General features: G+C 47.3%; 23 protein-coding genes and 1 other annotated feature (1 of these 24 only partly in view). Of the genes, 6 read left to right on the forward strand and 17 right to left on the reverse strand.

Going from position 1 to position 26,776, the window contains the following annotated elements:
* Positions 1 to 45: 45 nt before the first annotated feature.
* The 10 genes from AC3WTJ_RS29550 to gpr all read right to left on the reverse strand — a co-directional run bounded on the left by AC3WTJ_RS29550 (position 46) and on the right by gpr (position 11,408).
* Positions 46 to 1,587 carry a TCP-1/cpn60 chaperonin family protein gene (locus AC3WTJ_RS29550; RefSeq protein ID WP_492524756.1) on the reverse strand — a complete coding sequence of 514 codons (1,542 nt, stop codon included), beginning with the start codon at positions 1,585 to 1,587 and terminating at the stop codon, positions 46 to 48.
* Positions 1,584 to 2,612 carry a heat-inducible transcriptional repressor HrcA gene (hrcA, locus tag AC3WTJ_RS29555; protein ID WP_127449825.1) on the reverse strand — a complete coding sequence of 343 codons (1,029 nt, stop codon included), beginning with the start codon at positions 2,610 to 2,612 and terminating at the stop codon, positions 1,584 to 1,586. The genes AC3WTJ_RS29550 and hrcA overlap by 4 nt, the downstream gene beginning before the upstream one ends.
* 111 nt (positions 2,613 to 2,723) lie before the next feature.
* Positions 2,724 to 3,197 carry an N-acetyltransferase gene (locus AC3WTJ_RS29560; RefSeq protein ID WP_492524757.1) on the reverse strand — a complete coding sequence of 158 codons (474 nt, stop codon included), beginning with the start codon at positions 3,195 to 3,197 and terminating at the stop codon, positions 2,724 to 2,726.
* Positions 3,198 to 3,356: 159 nt separating this feature from the next.
* Positions 3,357 to 4,508, reverse strand: a complete 1,152-nt coding sequence (gene hemW / locus AC3WTJ_RS29565) for a radical SAM family heme chaperone HemW (RefSeq protein ID WP_492524758.1) — start codon at positions 4,506 to 4,508, stop codon at positions 3,357 to 3,359.
* A gap of 133 nt (positions 4,509 to 4,641) precedes the next feature.
* Positions 4,642 to 6,456 carry a translation elongation factor 4 gene (lepA, locus tag AC3WTJ_RS29570; RefSeq protein WP_492524759.1) on the reverse strand — a complete coding sequence of 605 codons (1,815 nt, stop codon included), beginning with the start codon at positions 6,454 to 6,456 and terminating at the stop codon, positions 4,642 to 4,644.
* A gap of 76 nt (positions 6,457 to 6,532) precedes the next feature.
* A complete protein-coding gene (locus AC3WTJ_RS29575) occupies positions 6,533 to 6,946 on the reverse strand; it encodes a DUF3679 domain-containing protein (RefSeq protein ID WP_492524760.1) in 414 nt (137 codons plus the stop codon).
* 59 nt (positions 6,947 to 7,005) lie between these two features.
* Complete coding sequence (spoIIP, locus tag AC3WTJ_RS29580) at positions 7,006 to 8,232, reverse strand: stage II sporulation protein P (RefSeq protein WP_407867963.1); 1,227 nt, start codon at positions 8,230 to 8,232, stop codon at positions 7,006 to 7,008.
* Between the two features lie 598 nt (positions 8,233 to 8,830).
* Entirely contained in the window at positions 8,831 to 9,808 is a 978-nt protein-coding gene (locus tag AC3WTJ_RS29585) for a TIR domain-containing protein (protein ID WP_492524761.1), read from the reverse strand.
* Positions 9,805 to 10,278, reverse strand: coding sequence for a TIR domain-containing protein (locus AC3WTJ_RS29590; RefSeq protein ID WP_407867966.1), 474 nt, complete (start codon positions 10,276 to 10,278; stop codon positions 9,805 to 9,807). The genes AC3WTJ_RS29585 and AC3WTJ_RS29590 overlap by 4 nt, the downstream gene beginning before the upstream one ends.
* 131 nt (positions 10,279 to 10,409) lie before the next feature.
* Positions 10,410 to 11,408, reverse strand: a complete 999-nt coding sequence (gene gpr, locus AC3WTJ_RS29595) for a GPR endopeptidase (RefSeq protein ID WP_492524762.1) — start codon at positions 11,406 to 11,408, stop codon at positions 10,410 to 10,412.
* A 196-nt stretch (positions 11,409 to 11,604) separates the two neighbouring features.
* On the opposite strand from gpr, the gene rpsT reads away from it, so the two are divergent.
* Positions 11,605 to 11,856 (forward strand): 30S ribosomal protein S20, encoded by a 252-nt coding sequence (rpsT, locus tag AC3WTJ_RS29600; protein ID WP_028557986.1) that lies wholly within the window; start codon positions 11,605 to 11,607, stop codon positions 11,854 to 11,856.
* A 71-nt stretch (positions 11,857 to 11,927) separates the two neighbouring features.
* Here the strand turns inward: rpsT and holA are convergent, their stop codons facing one another.
* The 3 genes from holA to AC3WTJ_RS29615 form a co-directional block, all read right to left on the reverse strand.
* Positions 11,928 to 12,947 (reverse strand): DNA polymerase III subunit delta, encoded by a 1,020-nt coding sequence (gene holA, locus AC3WTJ_RS29605; protein WP_492524763.1) that lies wholly within the window; start codon positions 12,945 to 12,947, stop codon positions 11,928 to 11,930.
* Positions 12,948 to 13,162: 215 nt separating this feature from the next.
* Positions 13,163 to 14,377 carry an anti-sigma factor family protein gene (locus tag AC3WTJ_RS29610; protein WP_492524764.1) on the reverse strand — a complete coding sequence of 405 codons (1,215 nt, stop codon included), beginning with the start codon at positions 14,375 to 14,377 and terminating at the stop codon, positions 13,163 to 13,165.
* Complete coding sequence (locus AC3WTJ_RS29615; protein ID WP_127449845.1) at positions 14,374 to 14,922, reverse strand: RNA polymerase sigma factor; 549 nt, start codon at positions 14,920 to 14,922, stop codon at positions 14,374 to 14,376. The genes AC3WTJ_RS29610 and AC3WTJ_RS29615 overlap by 4 nt, the downstream gene beginning before the upstream one ends.
* A gap of 368 nt (positions 14,923 to 15,290) precedes the next feature.
* Between AC3WTJ_RS29615 and AC3WTJ_RS29620 the strand changes: the two genes are divergently transcribed.
* From AC3WTJ_RS29620 to AC3WTJ_RS29635, 4 genes are read left to right on the forward strand one after another with little or no spacing between them, the layout of a single operon-like run.
* Positions 15,291 to 16,829 (forward strand): spore germination protein, encoded by a 1,539-nt coding sequence (locus AC3WTJ_RS29620; protein ID WP_492524806.1) that lies wholly within the window; start codon positions 15,291 to 15,293, stop codon positions 16,827 to 16,829.
* Positions 16,826 to 17,935 carry a GerAB/ArcD/ProY family transporter gene (locus AC3WTJ_RS29625; RefSeq protein ID WP_492524765.1) on the forward strand — a complete coding sequence of 370 codons (1,110 nt, stop codon included), beginning with the start codon at positions 16,826 to 16,828 and terminating at the stop codon, positions 17,933 to 17,935. Before AC3WTJ_RS29620 ends, AC3WTJ_RS29625 begins: the two co-directional genes overlap by 4 nt.
* On the forward strand, positions 17,925 to 19,127 hold the full coding sequence (locus AC3WTJ_RS29630; RefSeq protein ID WP_492524766.1) for a Ger(x)C family spore germination protein: 1,203 nt from the start codon (positions 17,925 to 17,927) through the stop codon (positions 19,125 to 19,127). Before AC3WTJ_RS29625 ends, AC3WTJ_RS29630 begins: the two co-directional genes overlap by 11 nt.
* Positions 19,128 to 19,130: 3 nt before the next feature.
* Positions 19,131 to 19,316 carry a hypothetical protein gene (locus tag AC3WTJ_RS29635; protein WP_492524767.1) on the forward strand — a complete coding sequence of 62 codons (186 nt, stop codon included), beginning with the start codon at positions 19,131 to 19,133 and terminating at the stop codon, positions 19,314 to 19,316.
* 4 nt (positions 19,317 to 19,320) lie between these two features.
* Here AC3WTJ_RS29635 and AC3WTJ_RS29640 read toward each other — a convergent pair whose 3' ends face one another.
* The 3 genes from AC3WTJ_RS29640 to AC3WTJ_RS29650 form a co-directional block, all read right to left on the reverse strand.
* Positions 19,321 to 21,852 carry a ComEC/Rec2 family competence protein gene (locus AC3WTJ_RS29640; protein ID WP_492524768.1) on the reverse strand — a complete coding sequence of 844 codons (2,532 nt, stop codon included), beginning with the start codon at positions 21,850 to 21,852 and terminating at the stop codon, positions 19,321 to 19,323.
* Between the two features lie 104 nt (positions 21,853 to 21,956).
* Positions 21,957 to 22,469 carry a deoxycytidylate deaminase gene (locus AC3WTJ_RS29645; protein WP_157321785.1) on the reverse strand — a complete coding sequence of 171 codons (513 nt, stop codon included), beginning with the start codon at positions 22,467 to 22,469 and terminating at the stop codon, positions 21,957 to 21,959.
* A gap of 83 nt (positions 22,470 to 22,552) precedes the next feature.
* The gene (locus AC3WTJ_RS29650) at positions 22,553 to 23,152 is read right to left on the reverse strand and encodes a ComEA family DNA-binding protein (protein ID WP_492524769.1); all 600 of its coding nucleotides are present in this window, start codon (positions 23,150 to 23,152) and stop codon (positions 22,553 to 22,555) included.
* 159 nt (positions 23,153 to 23,311) lie between these two features.
* On the opposite strand from AC3WTJ_RS29650, the gene comER reads away from it, so the two are divergent.
* Positions 23,312 to 24,151 (forward strand): late competence protein ComER, encoded by an 840-nt coding sequence (comER, locus tag AC3WTJ_RS29655; RefSeq protein ID WP_157321789.1) that lies wholly within the window; start codon positions 23,312 to 23,314, stop codon positions 24,149 to 24,151.
* Positions 24,152 to 24,164: 13 nt separating this feature from the next.
* On the opposite strand, the gene leuS is transcribed toward comER, so the two are convergent.
* Positions 24,165 to 26,624, reverse strand: coding sequence for a leucine--tRNA ligase (leuS, locus tag AC3WTJ_RS29660; RefSeq protein WP_492524770.1), 2,460 nt, complete (start codon positions 26,622 to 26,624; stop codon positions 24,165 to 24,167).
* Positions 26,625 to 26,687: 63 nt separating this feature from the next.
* Positions 26,688 to 26,776, reverse strand: a binding site (T-box leader) (it continues 149 nt past the right edge of the window).

Here is a 26,776-nt window from a genome sequence, read left to right on the forward strand (position 1 = left end):
TCAACATAATACAACAAAATTTCGTTATCGTCAGTTTGCCCAGCTTTACTCTTCTTCAAAAGGCTGCTTCATCTTAATCACGGTATGAATACGCAGTACAGCGGCAGCAACCTCTCCTGCGGCCTGCAATGCATGAATTTTCACATCTGCGGGGTCTACAATGCCGGCTTCGACGAAATCCGTCACCTGGCCGGTGTCGCAATCAATTCCGAGGCTATCGGTTTCCAGTGCGATCTGCGCCGCTTTCAGCTCTTCAACCTTCTCAAGCGGATTATAACCCGCGTTGACAACGATCTGAGCCAGCGGCTTACGCAGTGCTCCAGCCACAGCGGCTACACCGAATCCCTCCATGCCCTTCATCGTCTCGCGGACGCGCTCGAGATCATGCGCGACCGCCATCTCTGCGGCACCGCCTCCGGGCAAGTATCCGCCGCGCACGGCGGCTTGCACGGCCGAGGCGGCATCCTTGGCGATGCGCGAGCGCTCATGGGCCGCTTCGCGCGTCGCCGCACCGACGATCACGGTCACGTGCTGCTCACCGTGACCACCCGCTACGCGTACGCGCCCCAGGCGCTCGTCGTACGCGGCATAGCCCGCGCGGCCTAGCGCCGCGTCAAGCTCCGGCGCGCTCTTGCGCAGCGCCGTGCGACGCACCGGCCGAGCGCCGGTGTGCTCGCTCAGGTGCTGCAAGTCCCTGCGGGACAAGCGCTGCAGCACGATGATGCCATGGTCGGAGCAGAACTGCTCCGCCTCGGGATCAACCCCGCGGTCGGACGCGATGAGTCCGACCCCAAGCTCCAGCAGCGACGCAAGGTTGCTGCGGAAAAGCTCTCTCAGCTGCATATAGCGCTGGAAGCCTACCTCGGTGACCAGCGATTCCTCGCTGACCGCCTCAGGCTCCAAGGCATCATGCAGCACAAGAATGCGGGCATCTCGCCGCTCTTGGTCGAGATGCAGATTCATCGGCTTCTGGTTCAGCAGAATGCCGGTCCAGACCTCGCTGCTCGCCTCTTCATGGGCGATCACGCTGTCTGCGAAGCGGTACCCGTCTTCGCGAAGTTTCGCCTCGCCGACCGCTTCGGCGGCTTGAACGATGAGCCTCGCGATATCCGTCTGCTCTCGGCCTGCCGTGATCGCGATGCGTTTCAGCGCATTATCGCTTAACCCCGTGATCGCGCGGCTTCGGCGCTCCAAGCTTTCTACCGCCAGCTCGATGCCTTGCAGCATCCCGCTGACGACCTTGGCAACCGGTACGCCGCGCGTTACTTGCGCGACACCTTCCTGCACCAGCGCGCCGGCAAGAACCGTCGCTGTCGTCGTGCCGTCGCCAATTTGCCGCTGCTGGCTCCGCGCGACTTGAATCATCAATCTGGCCGCGGGATGGGAGACGTCCATTTTTTCTAAAATGGTGACTCCATCATTGGTGATGATGACATCTCCCTGTCCGCCAACCAGCATGGTGTCAAGCCCTTTAGGACCCAGTGTGCCCTCAACCGCGGAACAAATAGCCCTAACGGCTGCTGCATTATTAACTAATGTAGAGTAGCGTTCTTCGCCCTCGCTGTGTCCTGTCTTGATACCGCTCATTTGCCGTACCAACGTCCCAGCACGTCTTCCATTTGCTTCGATAAATGATTCATTAAACTAATGACCCTGCCGTATTCCATTCGCGTTGGCCCCAAGATGCCTATGGTACCCAGAGGCTGGCCGCCAATCGAATAGGAGGCCGTAATCAAACTGCAATTATTTATAGCTTCAATACTATTTTCAGCACCGATTTTGATCTCCATGCCTTCATTTGTCGGAGTAAACAATTTGATAAGTGTAGGTGCTTCTTCCAATAGATCAAAAATGCTTTTGACCTTGTCAACATCCTTAAATTCAGGTTGTGTCAGCATGTTGGTCATACCGCTAAGAAACACGCGATCCTTCTCATCACTTTGCAGCACACTTTCCACAACCGAAAGCAGCTCCTGGTAACCATTCACATATTTGCCCAGCTCGCTCGCGACTTCATTATAAAGTCGGGATTTAAACTGGATCAGCGGCACGTTCTGCAATTTGGCATTCAGAATATTGACAACCTTCTCGATGTCGGACATTCGAATACCATCAGGAATCGTAATCGTTTTGTTCTCCACATGCCCTGTATTCATGACAATAATGGCGACAGCAGTCGTCTCAGTAAGAGGGATGATCTGCAAATGCTTCAACGTCGTACTGAATACCTCAGGCCCGAGCACAATCGATGTATAATTCGTCAAGGAGGACAGTACACCGGCAACATGCTGGATAACACCTTCCATCTCTTGAATGCGCTGAGCAAAAGTGCCCTTCATTGAATTCAAATCATTCTCATGCAAAGTACCATGCTGGAGCAGATGATCGACATAGTAACGATAACCTTTGTGCGAGGGTATACGGCCTGCGGACGTATGCGGCTGCTCCAAGTAACCCATCTCTTCGAGATCGGACATTTCGTTACGAATCGTAGCCGGACTAAAACCGACATTGCCTCGTTTCGAAATACTTCTTGAACCAATTGGTTCTGCTGAACGAACATAATCATCTATGATAGCACTCAAAATCATGCGTTGCCGATCCGTCAACATCAAGTACCCCTCCTCTTCACAATCGCTCTATGATCACTTTCGTTAGCACTCGTATTTAGTGAGTGCTAAATCCTAATACAAAAATAACAGACCCTAAGGTCTGTTGTCAAGTCAATCCAATCGTTTGAGTACGGCGATTTCATCGCAGCAATACTGTTTTTTGCAATGCACACAATCTTTCCAAACCTTCTCCGGAAAAATCTCTTTTGGTACAAGGGTAAAACCATTTTTTTGAAAAAAAGCAACTTCATACGTAAGCGCCATTACTTTCACAATGCCTTGGCTTCTTGCTTCTTCAACCAGGAAATCAACAAGCTTGCCGCCAATTCCTTGCCCTTTGAAGCCTGGCGTCATCCCTAGCGAGCGAATCTCGACAAGATCGGGTCCAAGCCTTGTAAGGGAGCCGCAGCCTATTAATGTACCATCATGCTCAGCAACGACGAAAGAGTCGATTTGCTCCTCCAGCATTTCCTTGGTACGCGGCAGCATAATGCCCTGTTTCGCATAGCCTTGTATAATTTCATAAAGCTTATCGATATCGATGATCGATGCTTTCCTAACGGACACTGTAGTTGATGAATTCACTGTCATCCCACCAATCGCAACAAAAATGCACAAAACCCACGCTAGCGTCCTCACAGCCTAACCGCTGCAACGCTTGTGGATTCATGTATAAATATACAACATACCGTATATTTGCACAAGGGATTTTTTGCCCGACTCCGGGTCAAATTCAAGAAAAGCCTAAGTTAAGAAGGAAGCAAACACTTCATTGCCCAGCAGAATGCCGTGTTTGGACAATCGATACCCGTCCGGCGTTCGCTCCAGCAATTTTTTCTGTTCCCAGCCTTTAATGGTATCTCCGAAATGCGCTTCAATCGTGTCTCCAAACTGATCTTGGAAATCGGCATTCCGCACGCCTTCCAACAGACGCAAGCCGACCATCATGAAATCTTCCATGGCTTCCTGCCGCGTAACTTCAAATTGCTCCATGATCGGCAATCCTGTTTTTGTCGCATCAATGTAAGGCTGAATCCCTTTTACATTCACATGACGCTGCCTGTTCATATAGCCATGCGCCCCTGCGCCAAGCCCATAATAAGATCGGTTACGCCAATACATCGTATTGTGCCTGCTTTCCCGCCCTGGCTTCGCAAAGTTGCTAATTTCATATTGCTTGTAACCCGCAGCTTCCAAACGCTTCATAATGAGCTCATACATATCGACCTCTTCATCTTCACTTGGCAGCGGCAGCTGATTTTTGTTGAACAACGTATGGAACAACGTATTTTCTTCCACTTTTAAACTGTAGATGGAGTAATGCTGCAAATCGAGCGATAAAGCTTCATCCAAAGTCGCCTGCATAATCTCGACGGTTTGTTTCGGCAGACCAAACATTAAGTCGATGGACAAATTGTCAAAGCCAAGCTTTTTGGCATTCTCAATGCTTCTATGCACATCATCTGTATTATGAATACGGCCAATTGCGGAAAGCAGATCATTGTTAAATGACTGTACGCCAAAACTTATACGATTGACGCCGCCTTCTTTCATAACCGCAAGCTTATCTTCATCCGTCGTTCCCGGATTGGCTTCCATGGAAAATTCGACTTCCGCCGCGTCAGCCGGAAAATACGTGCGGACCATCCGCAAAAACCGTTCCATTTGATCAGGAAGCAAGACAGTCGGTGTTCCTCCGCCTACGAAAATTGTTTCTACTTTAGCCGGCGGGTTATTTTTTACGGTAAGCTCCATTTCACGTTCCAGCGCATCTAAATACTCCATAACAGGCTGGCCTTTGAGCACATAGGAGTTAAAATCGCAATAATGGCATTTATTTGTGCAAAACGGGATATGAATGTACACAGCAGTTGGAGCTGCATAAGTAACTAACATAAGGGTATTTCCTTTCTATCCTGGACAGCCAAATTCGTCGTCCTTGTGGACGAGCGCGTTTGTCTAGGTTATCAACTGATAAGAAGCCAAGGGACAGAGTACTCTGCCACCCCAGCTTCTTATTCACTGCAAACTATTCGTCTATTTTAAGTACAGCCATGAACGCCTCTTGCGGCACTTCCACGCTGCCGACCTGCTTCATGCGCTTTTTACCTTCTTTTTGCTTGTCGAGCAACTTCCGTTTACGCGAAATGTCACCGCCGTAACACTTGGCAAGGACGTTCTTCCGCATGGCTTTAACGGTTTCACGGGCTACGATCTTTTGTCCGATTGCCGCTTGAATCGGCACCTCGAACATTTGGCGAGGAATCAAATCTTTCAGTTTGTCACAGATGATTTTGCCGCGGTTATATGCGGTGTCACGGTGAACAATGAAAGAGAGCGCATCGACCTGCTCGGAATTGAGCAAAATGTCCATTTTTACGAGATTCGACTTCTTGTATCCGGACAATTCGTAATCAAAGGACGCATAACCTTTGGTTCTGGACTTCAACATATCGAAGAAGTCATAAACGATCTCGGACAATGGGATGTCGTAAGTTAACGTGACGCGGTTCGAATCCAAGTACTCCATATTCAAGTATTCGCCGCGTTTGCCTTGACATAGCTCCATGATCGTACCTACATAATCATTCGGCACAATGACGGAAGCTTTCACGTATGGCTCTTCAACGAAATCGATACGCTGCGGATCCGGATAGTTCGACGGGTTATCAATGTCCATCACATCGCCATTCGTTAACGTGATGCGGTAGATAACGCTTGGCGCCGTCGTAATTAACGGAATGTTGAACTCACGTTCAATACGTTCCTGAATGATTTCCATGTGCAGCAGTCCCAAGAAACCGCAGCGGAAGCCAAATCCTAGCGCCGTCGACGTTTCAGGTTCGAAACGGAGTGATGCGTCATTGAGCTCCAATTTCTGCAGAGCTTCACGCAAATCATTGTAATCCGTTGTTTCGATTGGATACAAGCCACAGAAAACCATCGGATTAATCCGTCGATAACCTGGCAGCGGCTCTGGCGCTTGACGATCCGCTTCGGTTACCGTGTCCCCGACGCGCGTATCTCCGACATTTTTGATACCGGCAACGATAAAACCAACATCTCCGACTTCCAGCGATGGAACCGAGGACATTCTTGGCTTGAATGCGCCAACCTCGATGACTTCGAACGTTTTGTTGGTCGCCATCATCTTGATTTTGGAGCCTGCTTTGATAGATCCGTCTACAACACGCACATAAACAATAACACCTTTGTACGCGTCATAATGAGAGTCGAAAATCAACGCTTTAAGCGGATTGTCAGGATTGCCTTGTGGTGCCGGCACCTTCTGGCAAACTTGCTCGATGATTTCCTTAATGCCTATGCCTGCTTTCGCAGAAGCGAGCACCGCATCGCTGGCATCAAGCCCGATCACGTCTTCGACTTCCTGCTTCACTTTATCCGGATCAGCGCTTGGCAAATCGATTTTATTAATAACAGGTAAAATTTCCAAGTTATTTTCAAGCGCCAGATACACGTTAGCCAGCGTTTGAGCTTCAATTCCCTGTGCAGCGTCCACGACCAGCAATGCGCCTTCGCAAGCCGCAAGGCTTCGGGATACTTCATAAGTAAAGTCGACGTGTCCTGGTGTATCAATCAGATTAAGGATATAATCAATGCCGTCATCCGCCCGGTAATTCAGTCTTACCGCTTGCAGCTTGATTGTAATCCCGCGTTCCCGCTCCAGATCCATTTGGTCAAGTACTTGCTCCTGCATCTCACGGGTCGACAGCGCACCTGTATATTCCAAGATGCGGTCAGCAAGTGTTGATTTGCCGTGATCGATATGAGCGATGATTGAAAAGTTTCGAATTCTTGATTGTCTTTCGCGAATGTCAGTCATGCTAACGTAATAACCCCCACAACATGCAAATAATTTTCATTATAGCAGTTGTGGGAAGTTGCAGCAATGTACACCCTCATCCTTTGCCCAATATAGCGTCAAAGATCGACACAAACAGCTTAATTCCATGATGCGATGCGATTTGCAGCAGGTCTCCGAGTTTATTTCCCACATGATTCAGAGAGTTGTCGTGGTCGGCTACGGGATCTGCTTGCTTTTCGGTTTCAGGTTTCGCGGTTGAACCTGCATTTGTTTTAGCGCCAGCGTCACCTTTTGGGGTTGGGGATGTGGTTGCCTTGCCGGCACTCGCAGCTGCAACTGTCCCCTTCCCAGTTGGCTTCACCGGCTCTTGTGCGGCGGCTTTCGCAGAAGGCTGAGGACCTTGAATTCGTTCCATCCCGCTGGACGCTAAGCTGACACCGAATAAAATGCAGAACAGCAGCAGCAATCCGAACAAGCTCACCTTGATATAAAAGTGCCTCAGCTTCATGAGAAAGCCTCCTTTAAATTTCATAATGTTGCTCTAAGCTTCTTCATCCCTCAAATTGCTTAGGATTGCTTAGGACTTGCCGCCGGAGCGTCAACTTTCTTCGCATTCAAAATCACTTCTGAAATGGCATCAGCCAGCCAATCCGTTGTTCGGTAGCACTCCTCCAATGAATTGTAGGGACCGCCTACCTCAATCAATATGTTGTTTGGCGAAAAGTTCTGATTATATAAGCCATTGCCTTCACTAGCTTCCTTCGCATGGATCCCTTTGGAGATCCCAGGATGTTTGGCTTCCAACACTTGATGAATCTTATTGGCGAACTCCTCATTTTTTTTCCAATTTGGATTTTTTCCGCCGATAATGAAATACACCTGTGCGTAATCCTTGCCGTCAATCGTAACGGTTGTTTTATTGCGAGCCGCGGAATCGCGGTGCAGATCGAAATAATACTGTAAATCCGGATGCTGGGCGGATGCTTCTTGCAATGTTTTTAAGGAATATTTATAAGAATATGGATATTCGAAATTTTTAACCGTACTAGGATAAATCGTTTGTGAATGGACTGCGCCAATTCCATCTTTTTCCAAGTTCTGCGCCAGCCGTTGGCCAACGGAAATGATGTTGACTTTATCGCTGTAAGCTTTATCCGGATCCGTAACTCCCTTGAGCTCAGGCAGGAAAGATTCATTGCTATGCGTTTGGTAAATGAAAGCTACGTTGTCACCTGCTGATTTGGGCGGCTGGCCTGTTTGGCTAACAACTGGCGTTGTAGTACCCGTTGGCGTGGGTTCGGGCGTCGGGCTCGGAGGATTCTTGGCCTCGGCTTCCAGATCCGTAGAGACGGGATTGTAATCAACAGGATCGCTCGGGTTCGCTTCGCTTCCTTTGACCAGGACGGTAGACTTGTTGGCATCCATACCTGGAACTTCGCTAGCTACCAAACTTTTCGGGTCGCTTGGATTAATGTCCGTCAGGAACTGGAAAGCAAAATGAAAGACATTATGCTGGGAGAACGTAAATTTCTTCTGGTCTTTATTTAGATGAGGCACTTCCATGCCAAGCATATCGATAAAAAACTGATTCGTGACAGATGCGGCTAAACTTTTCATCGACGAAACCGGCGAGGTCGTTATGACTTTATTCTGCAGATAGCCCCCTACGCCAACTAAAACAAAAATGGCTAATGTTGCTGCGCTTAGAATAAAGAACGTTTTTCCGACGGAACTGGCGCTCTGAAAGGTTTTTCGAACGTGGCTGAGATTGAGAGTGGCTGAAGTCCATTTCATAGTCTGATTCCTCCTAAACTATCTTAATTCAATCTATGAAACGAGCCCCGTCGATAGAACCCGAAACGATAGAATTTTTTGATAGAAGGAGATAACAGCATTACTTGCACACTTGGCGAAAGGAAAGGGGTAAGCTCATACAAGCGTTAAGATGATCAACGAAACGATACGCCTTTGAGGAACTACAGGCTGCTATTCTAGCAAATTCAGCCCGTCGCCGCGTTCATGCGGAACTACAGGCTCTTATTTAACCGCCAAACCCGTTTTCTTCAAGAAAACGGACAAATAGCAGCCCACAGTTCCCCTCCGCGCAAAAAAGAGCCTATTTCGATGAAATAGCGCTCTGTAGTTCCCCTCCCTGGCCAGGGTGAAACCGCTCAAGCCATAGCAGCAATTCTCATGGGGTGGAGTACTTAAATAATAAAAAAGAACCCCATCTGGGGTTCTTAAATGTTCCATATTGAGTTAAGCCAGGGACTCGAAATCAAATGATCCTTTGGCTACGATTGTTACCCCGCTTGGTTTGTTAAGAACCGTGGGGCCATTATATAGTTTAGTCTTATCGGTAGCTTTGTGGGCATGTTTGGCGGTTAGTCGGTTACGAACTTTCTTCATGTGCTTCAGCATAGAGAATCCTTCCTTTCACAATGGATTTGAGTGAAGACACGAGCTTCGCGTTTCTTTCCGATAACTCCATCATAACTTGATGGTGATTGCGCTGCGGAATATCCGCTCTTGTTTTGAAATGTATGGAAGAAACGATGGTTGGATGCAGCTTTACGCAATATATATATTCAAACTCGCCGTCTTCTTTATCCTTGGCTCGCCCGAGGTAGATGTTTGTATCTTTGCCGCGGTAACATTCCGCCAGGTAACTGGTAGGATCATTCACATGAAAGCTGTGATTGTTGCTGACCTGTCCCGCGCGGCCAAACTGTTGTAAAGTAACTCCGTCATCAAGAAGCTCAAACAACGTTGCAGCCGTCACTTCTTGAAGCTCGATTATACCACAATTGGTATCAAATGTCTTATGGAATTTGTCTAGAACACGGTCATAATCCACGTTTGAGACACTCAGCGAGTCCAGCGCATCAAAGAGGAAACTGCGAATGGCATCATTTTTTTTCATATCGGATGGTTTCATACGTTTCTTATGTGAAGCAATGCTGCTTTTTATTGGATAAAGATGAGGACCTGCTAATTCTCCAATCTCTTGATTCGTTTGCGTGTCATCAACCCGCAGAGGGTTATAGCCTTCGAGGTATTCAGGCAGTTCACCGCCGCTCGACATCACAATAAAAGTTCTGCTGTGCCCTAGCTCACCAATGCATAGACCGATGAGTACCAAGAGATTGGCATAAGTCACCCTGTGCTGCATGTCCTCGCGACCCAGAATCAGCAATGCAAAATCCGTATCTTCAATATGCTTTTTGAGCATCTTTAATTTATGCTGCGATGCCGTCAGGACACCTTGGTTAATGACGGTGACATCAGCCGTCGAAGCTAGCTGCGATTGATAGAATTCCGCCCAAAGCAGACTTGCAGGCGAACAACCAATAAACATTTTAGGTTTCATTTGATTCTCAATCCTAACTCTTTCAACATTCGTTTCACGGTGTAAGTGGCCGGTCCCAGTCCCGCCATCAAGCCGGATGGATGATTGGCTTTATAAGTAAGCGGTGTCAATCCCAAGAGGTCCGTGGCAATATGAAAGTCTTCTTTTTCCGGGATGAGGAAATAAGTTCTTTCTAAGCCGATTTGCCCAATGAATAATCCAAGCTCCAGGATCACATTATCGCGGACGGTACTGACAACTGAATCTCTCAAAAGCGTTAAATCATTTGGTTGAAAGACAAAGATAGCGAAATCACTTGCTTGAGCCTGCTTAATTAGCGGGGCTAACGTTGTATGTGAAGGCGGGAATAGTAACTGGCTCCAAACCGTGACATCACAGGAAAAATGGAGATTTGACTGCAATGCCTCTGCTACGTCAATACTTTCAGCAGACGACCCAATGAATAGTTTTGCCAGCTGTGTGCTGCTCACAGTACCACTTCCTTATTTTATAGTGATTGTCTGTTACTTCGACACCTGCCATCTTTTTCCTTCCAGATCGTCCTAACAATGGGCAAAAGAAAGAACTGTTCCACGAAATCGCAGACACAGTTCCGATATGTTCAGTGCGTATAAGCCGCTACATTCTCAACGCCAACGGCGTCGTGCAGTGCAGCATTCAAACCGCTGGCAATAATATTGGCGATGTCCTCGATAAACTGATCAATTTCCTTCGGAGTGACTAATAAATCGTGGCCGACTGGGTTTAGCACTTCTTTGACGAGCTGAAGACGCTCCTCTTCATGTATATTGTCCAGCAGCCCAAGTATTTGTCCCGTATTGGCCGTCTGTTCGCTAAAATGCTTTTGCATGAGGTCGAAGGCGTTATTGACAATGGTCGAAGCATAAACAACCGTCGGCACGCCTATAGCCACTACAGGTATGCCGAGATTCTCCTTTGTTAACCCTTTGCGCTTATTGCCGATACCAGAGCCCGGATGAATACCCGTATCGGCAATTTGGATGGTCGTATTTACCCGATCGAGCGATCTGGAAGCCAATGCATCGATGGCAATGATGAAATCAGGTTTTGATTTTTCAACAATCCCGAGCACGATATCACTGCTTTCAATCCCCGTTGTCCCAAGCACCCCGGGAGCTACCGCACTGACGGGGCGATAACCTGGACTCACATCTTCCGGCATCAGTTCAAAGTAGTGGCGTGTCACCATGATATTGTCTACTACGAGTGGTCCGAGCGCATCCGGCGTCACGTTGGAGTTGCCGAGCCCGATAATCAGCGCTTTGGCATTCTGGGGAATCCCTATGTCCCGCAAAAATTGCTCGAATTCTTGGGCCAGCTTCGTAGCTACACGGTCCTGCAATTGGCTGTCTTTTTCGCGTAGTGCAGGAACTTCTATCGTTATATAATGACCAAGGAGTTTGCCAAGGGCTTTGGAGCCTTCTTCATTTTTTACGTTAATTTTGGTAACGCGTATGCCATTTTCACGAGTCGACTCCTGTTCAATACCAGGTATCGGCTGCCCTTGATTCGCTGCATGAGCCATATCCCTTGCATCCAGCGCAAGATCCGTATGGGTGGTAAAAGAGCTTAAGTCCATGGAAGTTCCCCTTTCTGAGGTGCTTTGCATCTCTTAGTGTGTGACGAATATGAGGCTGTTATGCAAATGGAATAGCCACTGAAAACCTATTGACAGGTCTTGCATTTTCAATAGTTGCATGGTAGAATACTTAAAGTTGTCAGCAAACATACAAATGTAACGTTGAACCGTGTTTTGTAAGTAGGAGGTGAATTTCATGCCAAACATTAAATCCGCTATTAAACGAGTAAAAGTTAGCGAAAAGCGCCGTCTTCGTAACGCTTCCCAAAAGTCCGCTCTGCGTACTGCTGTGAAAGCTTTCGAAACAGCTGTAAGCCCAGAAGCTCTAATTAACGCTTCCAAGAAGTTAGATAAAGCAGCTTCTAAAGGTTTAATCCATAAAAATGCCGCTAACCGCAAGAAGTCCCGTCTGGCTAAAAAGCTGAACGCTCTTACGGCCCAAGCGTAATACAGGACATAAAGCAAAAGTCCAGTTCTCTTCCGAGAATTGGGCTTTTTTCCGTTTAACAAAAAACCTCCTTAGGCAGCCAGCCTAAGAAGGAACATTTCTAACCCTAGCACTTTATCAATTTTCCCGGTCTTCATCTGGAAATCAAGATCTGCCAGTTGGGACATGATATCGCTCAGTTTCTCAATATTGTATTTCCGCGCTTGACCTTCAGCCACCTTCACCGCGAACGGGTGCAGCCCGATCTGAGAAGCCATTTGCTGCTGAGAGTAGCCTTGCTTGCTAAGCTCTTTGACCTGCAGCATAATGCGGAACTGCCTGGCAATAAGCGCAGCTATTTTGATCGGCTCTTCCCGTTGTTTCAGCAACTCTTCTAAAATAACAAAGGCACGTTCCAGCCTCACGTTCACAATGTCTTCAATTAGTATAAAAACGTTCTGCTCCGTGCTTCGAGCGACAAGCTGATCAATTACATCTGTGGTTGCCTCGCTCCCAGCCCCCACATATAAAGAGATTTTCTCGATTTCTGCGGACAGCGATTGCAAATTACCGCCTGTATAGAGAATCAGTTGGTCCGTAGCTTCCCCGGTAAACGAGAACCCCCGCTGACGCGCTCTAGCAGCGACCCATTGCTGTAGCTCCTCTGGGCTTAGGGATAAGAAGGGCACGGCCGCTTCCATGTCTTTGAGCGCTTTGACGATTTTTTTGCGCTCGTCCAATTTATCCGCGTCTACAGTAAACACAACGACAGTGTGCTCGGCGGGCGATTTTAAATAGTCGGTTAAACGGTCTAAGTGATGCTCAATTTTCGTGCTTTCCTTGGCTCCTGTAAAAAACAGCGCGTTTTTGGCGATGACAAGCTTCTTAGGCACCATGAATGGAAGCGTCTCCGCATCTTCAAGTACGGATGAAAGCGAGATTTCGCTTAAATCGAATTTACTCACAGCAAATTCCTTATGCTCCGGCTCAATAAGTGAATCTGTTAACACCTGAATAAACTCTCTCATTTTATATTTCTCGGGACCGTAGCACAAATACACGGGTGCTTGCCGCCCTGCTTGTATATCTTTCAAAGCTCTCTTTGCGTCCATAGCTGGCGTCCACTCCTCGCCTTCATTTTACCAACAACAAAGGGATTACGTCAAAGTCCTTCGACCTTGAAGTAATCCCTTTGTCTGTCTATTTAAACACCGGTTAAAGGCTCTAGAAACCTTAGACCGTGTGGGCGAACCCTTAGCATACCTTCGCTTCCCTTTTGTATAACATACGCAAGAGCCCCTCTAATGGTGCGCTGATTTTGAGCTTTTTACGGTGATACTTCCGTTTTGAGCTTCACATCGACGCGAATGGTATGCAGGGTGCCCCCGCTTTGCACTTGATAAAATAATTTGTCATCCTTGGACCACTCGACCAATGTGATCTGATCCTCCGGCTTCCACACTTGCTTGGACTCGAAAATAATCTCCAAAGTTTCACTATTACGGATCACGACGTGATGATCTTCAACGGCCGCCGTTAATGCCCCTGTCGCTGACTTCATAAAATTATCCGTGACCGGTACAGTCATCGCATACATGCCAGGCCCCGCATCTCTCTCTATCCCTTTTTTTGCAGATGGGGTAGGCGAAGAAGTTGGTGATGGCTGTATGGTTGCTGCCTTCTGATCATTATCAGCTTTAGCGGGCGCAACTGGCGCCGGATTCGGACTCACTTGATTCTGATCTACAGATTTCTGCTCATTTCCGCCAGTTGTACCTGAATCTTTCATACGTGCAGGCTCCGAAGTTGAAGGGACCGTAGGCGTTGTATCCTTGGAGTCCACGGATGTTGACGGACTAATCGTACCCGGCTTTTCCAGTGGTGCATTCGTTGTAGCCTGCGGCTCCACGACATTGGACCCCGTAGATGGTGACTCCTGCCCCACTGCCGTTGTAGAACCAGAAACAGCATCGCTTGGTGCCGGTGACTCAGCAGCGCCAGAATTACCTGAACCTTTCATCTGATCCTGGGCTTCTCGATTCATCTTCAGCTCTGGGGCAGCTTCCTTCTGGCCAACCTCTTGCTTAGATGCTGCCATTGGCAGTAAATCATCGGCATTATCCATCACAGGATGGTTCATGTTAAAAGCAAAGAATCCAATAATGAGACCCGCGGCAACGACGCCACTTGCAAATTTCCAAGAGAACTGCGATCCTAATCGGCGTGTCCAAGGGAGTTTCTTGCGCTGTCCTTGCTCGATATGGCTAACTTCTGCGTTGAAGACAGCTGCCTTGTCGGTAATGGACGCCGCGGCTTCTTTATCTATCTCTTCTAGCTGCGGCAGAATGGCATCGACCAAGCTGTATGGAGGGACAACCTTCGGTAATTGGGCGAGTTCACCCGACAATCTTTGTAAACGTTCAAACACTTGTACACAGTCTAGACAATAGGCTAAATGAGCATGGAGCTCATCTTCCTCTTGCGAGTTCAAATCTCCATCCAGCTGCCTTTGCATAAGTTCCATCACCTCTTGACAATTCATCCCCGAACACCTCCTTTCTGATAATCTTGGAGCAACAATTGTAACTGCTGTCTAGCTCGAAATAAGTAAGACTTCACCGTATTCAGCGGCAAATTTAAAGATTCGGCAATTTCATGATACGAAAAGTCCTGCAAATATCGTAGAACAACAACAGACCGATGGTGCTCGGGAAGCTTATCTATTGCTTCTCGAATGTCTTTGGCTAAATAGCCAGACATAATTTCATATTCAACATTTTGCTCTGCAGTAAACGTCATATCATGCTCATCAATAGAAACCGTAGGTTTCGCCTTGCGAAATTTATCGATGCAGATGTTCGTTACAATCCGCTGCACCCACGTCTTAAACAACGCTTTTTCTTCGTATGAGTTAATTTTGGTATAAATCCGAAGGAGCGCCTCCTGTGAAGCATCAAGGGCATCTTGTTCATTATTCAAAATATAATAAGCGGTTCGATAGACGTGAGACTCAATTTCTCGCAATAGGGTAATGAGTGCATCACGATCACCGGCCTGAGCTCTTTTAACCAGTTCGGGTGCTACCACTGGGATCCCTCCCTCTTGCAATCTTACAGACGCAGCAACGTCTCATAATGTTGCAATATTTTTAGAATAAAAAATATAAAGGCTGTTTGCAACTTCCAGAATAACAAACTTTCGTGAATAAATACACATCTTAGACGTGAAAGAAGCGTGTTAGTTTAATCCATTTGGATGAATTTGTTCAATTCTCCTTTCTGATTTCGGTCAAATTACTCTTCATTCTAAACCTTTTCCATCGTTCGGAAAGTACTATGTTTGCGTAGTACCTTGCAAAAAACCGTTTATTTCTGACTAAAGTGGTAAATATTACAGAGAAGTTACTTACAAGCGGAGGGCTTGCCGTGTTCAAACAATTATTCGGTAGAAGACGCATGTCTCACAGCAGCATAACGAACGCTCAAGCAAAACCATTATCAACAGATCAAACAAAAGTCATGCTACCAACGCTGCCAGATAACTTGAATACCATTAGAATGCTGCTGCATCAACCTAGCGACCTCATTATCAGACAGTTTACGGTTGGTCAGGAAGAGTATCCTTGTGCAATCGTCTGCATTGATGGCCTTGTAGATACAACGCTTGTAAACGAACAGCTCATTAATCCGATGCTTCATTCCGCCATTCAACCTGTAAGCTCAGCCCTTGAACTTTTAAACATCTTAACGCAGCAAATTTTAACTAGCTTCGAAATCGAGACCGGTGATCTTCTAGATGAGGCACTCTTAGAAATCCTTTCCGGAAACACATTGATTTTACTGGATAATTTATCTCAATACATTATTGTTACGAGCAGCGGCTGGAAATCCCGGGCCATCGAGGAACCGCAGACGGAATCCATCATTCGCGGACCGCGGATCGGTTTCACCGAAGATTTGCGAACAAATACCGCGATGCTTAGAAGACGGATAAAGGAAACGAATCTTGTTTTTGACACTTATCAAATCGGCCGAAGAGCTAGAAGAAAAGTCATTGTCACGTATATTACCGATATCGTCCATCCAGATCTAGTCAAGGAAGTTGTGCGGCGCATCAATAGTATTGATATGGACGATATTGAAGGTTCCGGCTATTTGGAGCAATGGATCACAGATAGCTTTCTGAGCCCATTCCCTGTCATTTTGAATACTGAACGTCCTGACAAAGTTTCCGGGGCTCTCCTCCAAGGACGCGTCGCCATTCTAGTTGACGGTGACCCATTTTCGCTCATTTTGCCGATTACGTTTTCCTCCAGTCTGCAATCGCCTGAGGATTATTATCAAAACTGGCTGATTTCTACGCTCACTCGGATTCTGCGGCTCATATCAGCCTTCATTGCCACTTTCCTGCCTGCGCTCTATATTGCATTGCTTGAATTTCATCATGGGATGATTCCTTCCAAGCTTGCTTTTTCTATCGCCGGGGCGCGGGAAGGTGTACCGTTTCCAGCTGTTATTGAAGCATTCGTTATGGAATTCACGTTGGAGCTGCTTCGAGAAGCAGGTCTCCGTCTGCCTAAGCCCATTGGGCAAACAATTGGGATTGTAGGAGGTTTAGTTATTGGAGAATCCGCGGTAGCCGCCGGTATGGTAAGTCCAGTTATGGTTATCGTCGTAGCCGTCACTGCCATTGCCTCTTTCTCCCTGCCCTCCTACTCATTTGCCATTTCCTTGCGCGTCATGCGGTTCGGCATCATGCTGTTCGCGGCATTCCTTGGATTGTATGGTATCATTCTGGCTTATATCATGATCAACATCCATATCGTTAATCTAAAAAGCTTTGGAATCCCATACTCCACACCGTTTGCGCCTTTATTCATTCGCGACTGGAAAGATCTCGTCTTGCGTGCGCCTCTTCATTTCTTGAGGAAACGGCCGCAAATGCTTCAAACCAAGAATGACAACAGAATGAAACCGAGGAGAAATAAAGAATGAAATCTTTTGAATACGGGGATAAAGAGATCAGCTTTTTAGATATTTCAATTACTGTGACTTCGATGATTATAGGGGTTGGCATCCTTATACTTCCACGGGAGTTAGCAAAAACCGTCAATGGCTCGGACGGTTGGATATCTATGGTCACTGCAGGCATAATTGCCATTGGAATCGCTTGGTCACTCGCCAAAATTGCGACGCATTTCAGCACCCAAGGCTACTACGTCTATGCTTCCGCGGCGATTACAAAACCTCTTGCCTTCGCTGCCGTATTATTGCTATCGCTTTATTTTCTTTCCTTTTGCGCTTATGAAGTTAGGGCTATCGCCAATATAGCTAAACAATATTTATTTGAAACAACGCCTGTAGAGGTCATCGCCTTTGCTTTCTTAATGGTAAACGTGTATGCCGTTAGCGGTAGCCGCGTAGGTCTAATTCGGTTAAATATTTTATTTATCCCGATCGTACTCTTAGTCGCGGTGCTCGTTCTTCTATTTAGCCTTGGTATGGTCGATCTAAAAGAGCTAAAACCTTTTTTCACTACGAACTGGAAATCGTTAGCCTCTGCCACGAAAACAACCGCTTTTTCGCTTTTGGGTTTTGAAGTCATCCTGTTCTATATTACAATGATGAACCGGCCGAAAGATGCTCCAAAAGCTGTGGCTATCGGTGTTTTTATCCCTCTCGTGTTATATACGGCCATCTATCTTGTCTGTGTTGGGGTTTTTTCTCAACTCGCACTGCCGGAGATCACTTATCCTGCCGTAGAGCTTGCTAAGGAAATGCAGATACCTGGTGAATTCTTTGAACGGTTTGAATCCATTTTTTTTACGATTTGGATCATGGCTGTATTTACGACAACGGTAATGGCCTATGATTGTACGATTTATGGACTTCGGTCTTTGTTCCCCAAACCTAAGTACAAAACATGGGTATTTGTCCTCAGCCCGATCATTTACTTAATGTGCATGTATCCGAAAAATTTATCTGATTTTAGTAAAATAAGCACCTTCATCAGTTACGAAGGAATCGTGGTGAGCATTCTGTTTCCAATTCTCATTCATACGGTTGCCAAGCTTCGAGGGGTGAAGAGCGATGCTTCCTAGAAAAATTCTTTGCACGCTATGTCTCGGTTGTACATTGTCACTTCTGACAGGATGCTGGGACCGTGTGGAAATTAATCAACGCGGCTTCGTTGTTGGCGTCGCCATCGACAAACCGGAAGGGGGTAACGGTAAAAACATATACAAAGGCACCTATCAAATGATCGTGCCAGGAGGTCTAAAACAAAGTAGCGGCAGTACTACTGGACAAGGCAACAGCATGAATCCCCATGCCGGACAGGCTTATTTCAATATCTCGACAACAGAAAACTCGATGCCGGCTGTAGCTGCCAGAATAGCGGGAAGAACAAGCCGATCTCCTTATTTTGAACACTTGAGAATTATCATTATTTCTAGCGATGTGGCTAAAAATAAAGAGAATCTTCCCAATGTGCTTGATTTTTTTCTGAGAAATAGCGAAATGCGGCGTGGCGTTCAAATTTTAATCGCGGATGGGAAAGCATCGGATATCCTCGGTACTTACCCAAACAATGAATCGACGCCAATTGATTATATCTCCTCTATCGCCAAAAACAATCAAAAAACAAACTTTATGCTTCCTGAATCGAGGATTGGCGATGTGCATGAATTTTTAATTAAAAAAGAAAGCTTTGTTCTACAAACAATTAAACGAGAAGACGGAGGTGTAACTCTAAATGGAAGCGCCCTATTTGACGGAACAACCAAGCAATTGCTCGGCTTCCTTACGGGAGAAGAAACGCAAGGATTAAACTTTATTACGAAGCGAGTGAAAGGCGGAATTATTGAATCCAACATCGATGAACAAGTCGTAGCTTTTAAAGTTGAGCGCTCAAACAGGAAGTTTTACGTCGAACAAACCAGTCCGGGCCATATGAAGTTTACGATTAAGATTATAGCCGAGGGCACTTTGGACAAATCCATCGCCAACATCGACCCTTCTGAAGGGAAAACCGTAGAAGCGCTTGAGAAAAGCTTGCAAGATAAACTAGCCTCCATAACCAATAAGACGATCAAAAAATTGCAGCATTCCTACAAAAAGGACGCTCTGGGCCTCGGCCCCTATCTATTCCAGGATCATTATAAAATGTGGAAGCCGATTGCGGAAAATTGGGATACCGGAGAAAATCTGTTTGCCCAAGCAGAAGTTAATGTGCAGACCAAAGTGATTATCCGCCGTATTGGCAATATTTTCGAATCAACGAAGGAGCAATGAGCCATGTGGTCAACCTTTTTAGGCTTAATGCCTTCCGGCTTGGTCTTGATCTGCACCATCCTTTCGTTTGTTGTACCACTCGGTACTTATCTGATTAATCAACTCCTTCATAAAAATGGAGACCCGCCATGGAAGCAGCAAAACGAAACGCTTCAGCAGCAATCGAAGCCCCCGGAGGCCAAGACTTAAAACATCAGGGCAAGACGATTTTCGTCCGCGAAAATAGCCCATCTTTGCGCACTTCCAACTGAACCTCCCCCATCCGATCCGTTCGAAATACGCGTGAACCGATATTTCTTAACTGCTCCATGACATCTGGCGCTGGATGACCGTATAGATTTCCAGCTCCTACAGAAATCACAGCCGTTCGCGGCCGCCAATAATCCAGCCATTCCTCCGAAGTAGAGTATTTGCTGCCGTGGTGCGCTATTTTCAGAACATCGAGTCTGCCCGGCTCCTCTACTTTGTTCTCTTTCAGACGTCTTAGAAGGGCCAGCTCCGGCTCTTTTCCCATGTCTCCTGTAAAAAGCCACCTCGTTCCCATCATTTCAAGCAGGAGCACAACAGAATATTCGTTTTGTTCCTTTACAATCTCTGCTTGTTCTACGATTTCTGAAAAAGGATACAGAACCTGCATTCGGGTCACAGGATCGATCTGGATCCATCCGCCTTGCTCCCCGGCAAGCATCGGGATTTTCCGATCTAGAGCAGTGCGGAAAAGTTTCTCTATGCCTTTATTCGGATTGTAGGTACCATTGAACATAAATTGCTTAACAGGAATTTGTTCCATAACTGCCTGCAGCCCTCCGCTGTGATCGGCATCTTCGTGAGACAGTACCAGCATATCCAATTGATGAACACCACGTTTTTTAAGCAAAGGAACCAGCAGTTTCTTCCCTACTTCATAAGGATCTTTTCGCGCTTTCCAACCATCGCCAGCCTTGCTGAACGAAATTGTGCCACCGCCATCTATCAGAAGACTGCGCCCATACGGTGTTCGAATGAAGATAGCATCCCCTTGACCTACATCTATAAATTGGACAAGTCCGGTCCTCTCCAGTCTGTCAGGGGAGTAGCCCATCCACAATAGGACAAGGAAACCTCCTACGGCAAGCCATAATCCTATCATCGCGTGCTTCGCTCCTCCTCTGTCTTGCAAACTCTCTAACCTAATTGGAGGCTCATCCATATTACCGAGCATCCAACGTCTCCATAACCCATAAATCCCAATCAGCATCAGATAATAAAAAGCAATCCACGGCAAGCTTGGGGTGGGCCAAATCTGTTTGAATAGGTACAGCTGCTGCAGCTTGTCTGTCACCCAAAAAATGACATCATTCAACCACGAAATGAGCCACCCCATTCCTTGGCCAGCCGGCAAATACATAAGACCCGCAACGACGGCCACAATTCCAGCAGGAAAGACAACTAAGCTGATTACCGGAACCAGAACGGCATTAGCCAGCCAGGAAACCAAGGAAAATTGATTGAAATAATAGATCGAAACAGGAAAGGAAATGAATTGGGAAACAAGAGTTATTGACGCTGTGTTTCTTAAAACGGAGGAAGTTAGCCACCCTTCAAGCAAAACATTTACACGCTGTACCCCAAGAATAAGTCCTAGAGTAACCAGAAAAGAGAGCTGAAAGCTGACATCCAGCAAGAAGTACGGATTCCAAACCAGCATGACCCAAGCCACGAGCGCCATGCTGTGCAGCACATCCTTCATTACTCCTTTTCTTGCCGCGTACAGCGCCACCATGGCCATCAACCCCGCCCTTACAATGGAAGGAGATGCACCCGTCAGCAGTATGTAGAAGGGCAACAGCCAAAAGCATATGCGCAAATATGTTTCTTTGGTCAGTTTTAAGCGACGCATTCCCCAGAAGCAGACGCCTAGAAATACAGCAACATTCAAGCCTGAGATGGCTAAAATATGGGTCAGCCCCAGCTCCGAAAATTGTTGGAAGCGTTCGGGATCCAGATCGTCTGTCAATCCGATCAGCATGCTCTTCATAAACCCCGCCTGCGGCGCGGGGAATATCAGGTCCATGCGGCGGCTGAGGCTATCCCGCAGCATGTCGTTCCAGCGCAGCAGCTGCGTGGCGCTGATGCTCGCAGCCGCAGGCTGCACCTGCGCCTGATCCACCCCTTTGGCTACAACCTGCCAATGGGTGTGGTGAAGGCGCAAATATCGGCGGTAGTCGAAGCCGCCGAAGTTGCGTGCCGGGGACGGGCTGCGCAGCGTCCCCGTGAGCGTCAGGGCGTCGCCTCGGCGCCACGCCGACGCCACCTCCTGCTGCGCCTGCGCCAGCAAGCGCAGCGAGACCTGCACGCTTTCCCCGCCGAGGGGGAAAGCGTGGTCCTGGAAGCGGACGGACTCCGCTTCCACGGTAAAGCTGGCCCTGTCGCCGTCAACGGTGACAGGGGAGCTGAATCGGCCGCGCAGCGTGACTTCGCGGCCGTCCGGGTTTTCCTGCTGCGTGAATGGCAGCAGGGCCGTGACGTTGCGCTGGTCGGTCCATTGGAAGTAGCCGTAGGCTGCTCCGACCAGCAAAAGCGCGCACAGCGGCTGTCCGGCGGGCAGCCGCAGCAGGCGGATGACGACGATCGCGGCAAGCATTAGCGCGCTCGTCATCAATGACAGCCATGGCAGATGACTGTAGAGTGCAAGCACATAGCCAGTTATCCACAGACAGCATCCTATAACAACTGGTCGTTTCATTTAAGCTTATTCCTCCCTTCCGGCAAAACAAAAAACCTCACTCCAGATGAGCCTTAATCTTAGGCTGCTGCTGAAATGAGGTTCTTCCCCAATGTATGAATGATCTAATTCACGACGTCAGATACGGTGCCAGGCGGAGGCTCATACCCTTCCATTGAGCGGAAGGTGATGCCTCTGGCCGACATTAACTGGCTGACTTTCTCGTTATCCTTCGGATAACCGCGATGGAAGACAATCTCTGTCACACCGCTATTTGCCAGCATATTTGCGCAAGTCCAGCAAGGTTGATCGGTGACATAGACCGTAGAGCCCTCCCGATCCTCGCGATCTGTAAAGAGCAGCAGGTTTTGCTCGGCGTGAATGGTGCGGATACAGCGCTGCTTGCGCACTACTTCCTCAACATCCTCCACCACTTTCAATTCAATTTCTTCAACAAGCATACAACCAGCCTCCGTGCAATCGGGTACTCCCATTGGAGCACCATTATAAGCTGTTCCGAGCAGCTTTTTCCCTTGAACGAGCACAGCTCCAACATGCCTTCGATTACATCTGGAACGTGTGGAAGCCATATAGGCGATATCAAGAAAGTAAGTGTCCCAGTCTTTGCGGTTACTCATCATAGCTCCCCTCCCATGTCCTTTATATTCCTTTTTTCATTTCTAGTATTCTCTCATACTTCATCTCAAAATGAAAGAAAGGACTATATTGAAGTTACGTAAACAAATGGCTTCAGCTTTTCGAGCATTTTCTCTCCTATCCCCTTTACCTCAGTTAGCTCTTCAACCGTGCTGAATCTACCTTTTTTCAAACGGTATTCCATTATGGCTCTTGCTTTGCTGTCGCCGATCCCTGGCAAATCATTTAATTGCTTAAGCGTTGCGGTATTCAAATCCAATAAACCTTTTGAAAGCGATGGGCTTGGGCTTCCTTTTAGCTTAGGTAAAGGCGATTCGGTAGTGATGCTTGTTAGAGGGGCAGCCGGAGACGCATCCGGTGTAGATGTTTCATGGGGTTCTAAGGATTCTGGGGTTCCAGGGGTTTCAGAAGTTTCTGAGGGATCAGAGGTTTCAAAAGTTTCGGAGGTTCCAGAGACTTCAGAAGTAACTCCAGGTGTTGCGAGGGATTCCTGAGCTATTTCCTCTCCATTCGCTATAAGAGCTTCAATTTGCTCATTCACCGGTCCAAACTCCGTTTGTATCATCGATGACCGTCCTCCAGTCACAAAAGGCCATACGACAAAAACGACAAAACAAACAATTACAGCAGTATACAGAAATTTTCGATAACGAAATAGAGCCACGAATTCCCTCCTAACAGTTAAATAAAAAAACAAGCTAATCTTTCATAACGGCAGAGAAGCATGCATATACATGAAAAAGCATCCGAATGGCATCCAAAACTGACCCCGTTCTATAAATATTAACGAAAGTGACTGATTTTTTTCGGGAGGGATTACTAGATGAAAGCAGGGTTCATCGGTACTGGGAGTATGGGAAGTATTCTGATTGAAGCGTTCATTCATTCTGGGGCTTTCAATCCGGAGCAAATTATTGCAGGAAATCGAACGATTCGTAAAGTTGAGCTTCTTGCGGAGACATATCCTGGGCTTCTGGTAGCCCAATCGAATAGAGAAGTCGTGCTGGAGAGCGATATTATATTCCTCTGTGTGAAGCCTTCTGAATTTAAAAAGGTTATTGATGAAATTAAAGAGGACGTGCTTCCCTCCCAGTTCATCGTATCCATCACAAGTCCTGTGCTGATTAAGCACTTGGAAAGTCTTTTGCCGGCAAAAATAAGTAAAATCATTCCAAGTATTACGAACTATGTATTAAGCGGTGCTACACTCTGCATTCATGGTAATCGGATGCAGCCTGAGGATAAAGAATGGCTTGAGAATTTATTTGCCCATATCTCATCACCGATACGGGTATCTGAAAATTACACACGCATCTCATCAGACCTATCCAGCTGCGGCCCTGCTTTTCTTGCCAACTTCATTCAATCCTTTATCGATGCAGCTGTTGAAGTCACAGGCATCTCCCCTGAAGAAGCAACGCTTCTGGCCAGTGAAATGACACTTGGAACAGGCAAACTGTTGACGACGGGCGGCTTTAACCCTATGACCTTGCAAAAACGCGTCTCCGTGCCCGGCGGTATTACGGCCGAAGGATTGCGTATTTTGGATGAAGAGCTTTCCGGCGTATTCTCGCGCGTGATTCACGCTACCCACGACAAATATCAAGAAGACCTTGAGAAGACTGAGCAGCAATTAACCATAAAGCAGCAGTCTTCTCAATAGTCTTTTTTCTTGATTAGCCTACAACGATGTTCACTAATTTCCCTTTAACGACAATCAATTTGCGAACGGCCTTTCCGGCGGTCGCTTCTTTGACTTTATCAAGATCAAAAGCGATTTTCTCCATCGCAGCTTCGTCCGTATCTTTTGAAATCAGCACGCGGTCCACAATTTTGCCGTTGACTTGCACTACGATCTCAATTTCATTGTCGACGGTCCAAGCTTCGTCATAAGTTGGCCATGGTGCATACGTGATTGACTCGGTACCACCCAGCTTCTCCCACAGTTCTTCCGCCAAATGCGGTGCAAGCGGAGACAACATCTGAACGAAGTTTTTCATCGCTTCCAGCGGCAAGCGCTCCGTTTTATACGCTTCATTGACGAAAATCATCATTTGGCTGATCGCCGTATTAAACCGCAGCGCTTCGAAATCTTCTGTGATTTTCTTGATGGAACGATGCCATGTTCGTTTGAACGTATCGCTTCCAAGCATCTCATCCGCGCTGATTTTGGATTGAACTTGACCGTTCTCATCCACAAACAGTCTCCACACACGGTTCAAATAACGGTAAATGCCGTCTACACCCGTTGTGTTCCATGGTTTTGTCGCTTCAAGCGGTCCCATGAACATCTCGTAAATACGCAGTGTATCCGCGCCTTGATCGCTCACGATATCATCCGGATTTACAACGTTGCCGCGTGATTTACTCATTTTCTCCATGTTTTCGCCAAGAATCATCCCTTGGTTGACCAACTTATGGAACGGCTCCTTCGTATGAACAAATCCAAGATCATAAAGCACTTTATGCCAGAAACGGGCATATAGCAAGTGAAGTACCGCATGCTCAGCTCCGCCAATATATAAATCAACCGGCAGCCATTGCTGTTGAAGCTCATGCGAGCAGAACTCTTTATCGTTACGCGGATCGATGAAACGCAGGTAGTACCAGCAGCTGCCAGCCCATTGCGGCATCGTATTCGTCTCGCGGCGAGCTTTCATCCCCGTTTCCGGATCGATCGTATTCACCCATTCCGATACGTTCGCCAGCGGTGATTCCCCAGTTCCCGAAGGTTTAATTTCATCAACTTGAGGAAGCAGAAGCGGAAGTTGATCAACCGGTACAGGCTTCATCGTGCCATCTTCCAAGTGAAGAATCGGAATCGGCTCTCCCCAGTATCTTTGACGGCTGAACAGCCAGTCTCTCAAGCGGTAAGTGACCTTGCCTTGACCTTTGCCGTTCTCTTCAAGCCAAGCGATCATGTGACTGATGCCTTGCTCAATGTTCATGCCATCGATAGGTCCGGAATTCACATGAGCGCCGTCTCCAGCGTAAGCTTCTTTCTCCACATTGCCGCCTTGCACAACTTCAATTATCGGCAGATCGAACTGTTTCGCAAACTCCCAGTCACGTTGGTCGTGTCCAGGCACTGCCATGATGGCGCCAGTACCGTAACCGCCAAGCACATAATCCGCGATCCAGATCGGCACTTTCCCGCCGTTTACAGGATTAATCGCATAAGCACCTGTGAATACGCCTGTTTTGTCTTTAGCCAGGTCAGTACGCTCCAGATCGCTTTTGCGGGAAGCTTTTTCTTGATATTCTTTCACAGCGGCCGTTTGTCCGTCTGTCGTAATTTGCTGCACAAGCTCGTGCTCAGGTGCAAGCACACAATAAGTCGCTCCGAACAAAGTATCTGGACGCGTTGTAAAGACAGTCAGGCTCTTCTCTTCATGCCCTTCGATCGCAAATTGAACTTCAGCCCCTGTCGATTTACCGATCCAGTTGCGCTGCATATCTTTAATGCTCTCCGACCAGTCAAGCTCCTCCAGATCCTCAAGCAAACGTTCAGCGTATTCCGTAATTCTCAGAATCCACTGACGCATCGGTTTACGGATGACCGGGTGGCCTCCACGTTCACTTAGGCCGTCGATAACTTCTTCATTTGCAAGAACCGTACCCAGTGCCGGACACCAGTTAACAGGCACTTCGTCTACATAAGCAAGGCCTTTGTTGTACAGTTGGATGAAAATCCATTGCGTCCATTTGTAATACTCCGGATCCGTCGTGGAAATCTCGCGATCCCAATCGTAGGAAAATCCGAGCGATTTAATTTGACGGCGGAACGTATCGATATTTTTTTGCGTAAAATCACGTGGATCATTCCCTGTATCCAAAGCGTATTGCTCAGCCGGAAGTCCGAACGCGTCCCAGCCCATTGGGTGAAGAACGTTGAAGCCTCTCATCCGTTTGAAACGGGAGACGATGTCCGTTGCCGTATAACCTTCCGGATGTCCTACATGCAGACCTGCTCCTGAAGGATATGGAAACATATCCAGCGCATAAAATTTCGGCTTATCCGAATTTTCCAGCACTTTGAATGTTTTCTTAGCATCCCAGTAAGCTTGCCATTTGGGCTCAATCGCTTGGGGATTGTAACCCTGTAATTCCTTGGTTTCTTTCGTTTCCTGTGTCATGTGAAATTTCCTCCCTGTGTACGGCTATAAGCGCCAAAAAACCCCTCATCGCTAGCGGATATCGCTAGGGACGAGAGGTTAGATTCCCGTGGTACCACCCTAGTTAACACCAGGCATGCTTTGCCTGTGTTCACTCTGCCCCTTAACGCGGG

Source organism: Paenibacillus sp. FW101-FHT12H11 (assembly GCF_058790355.1).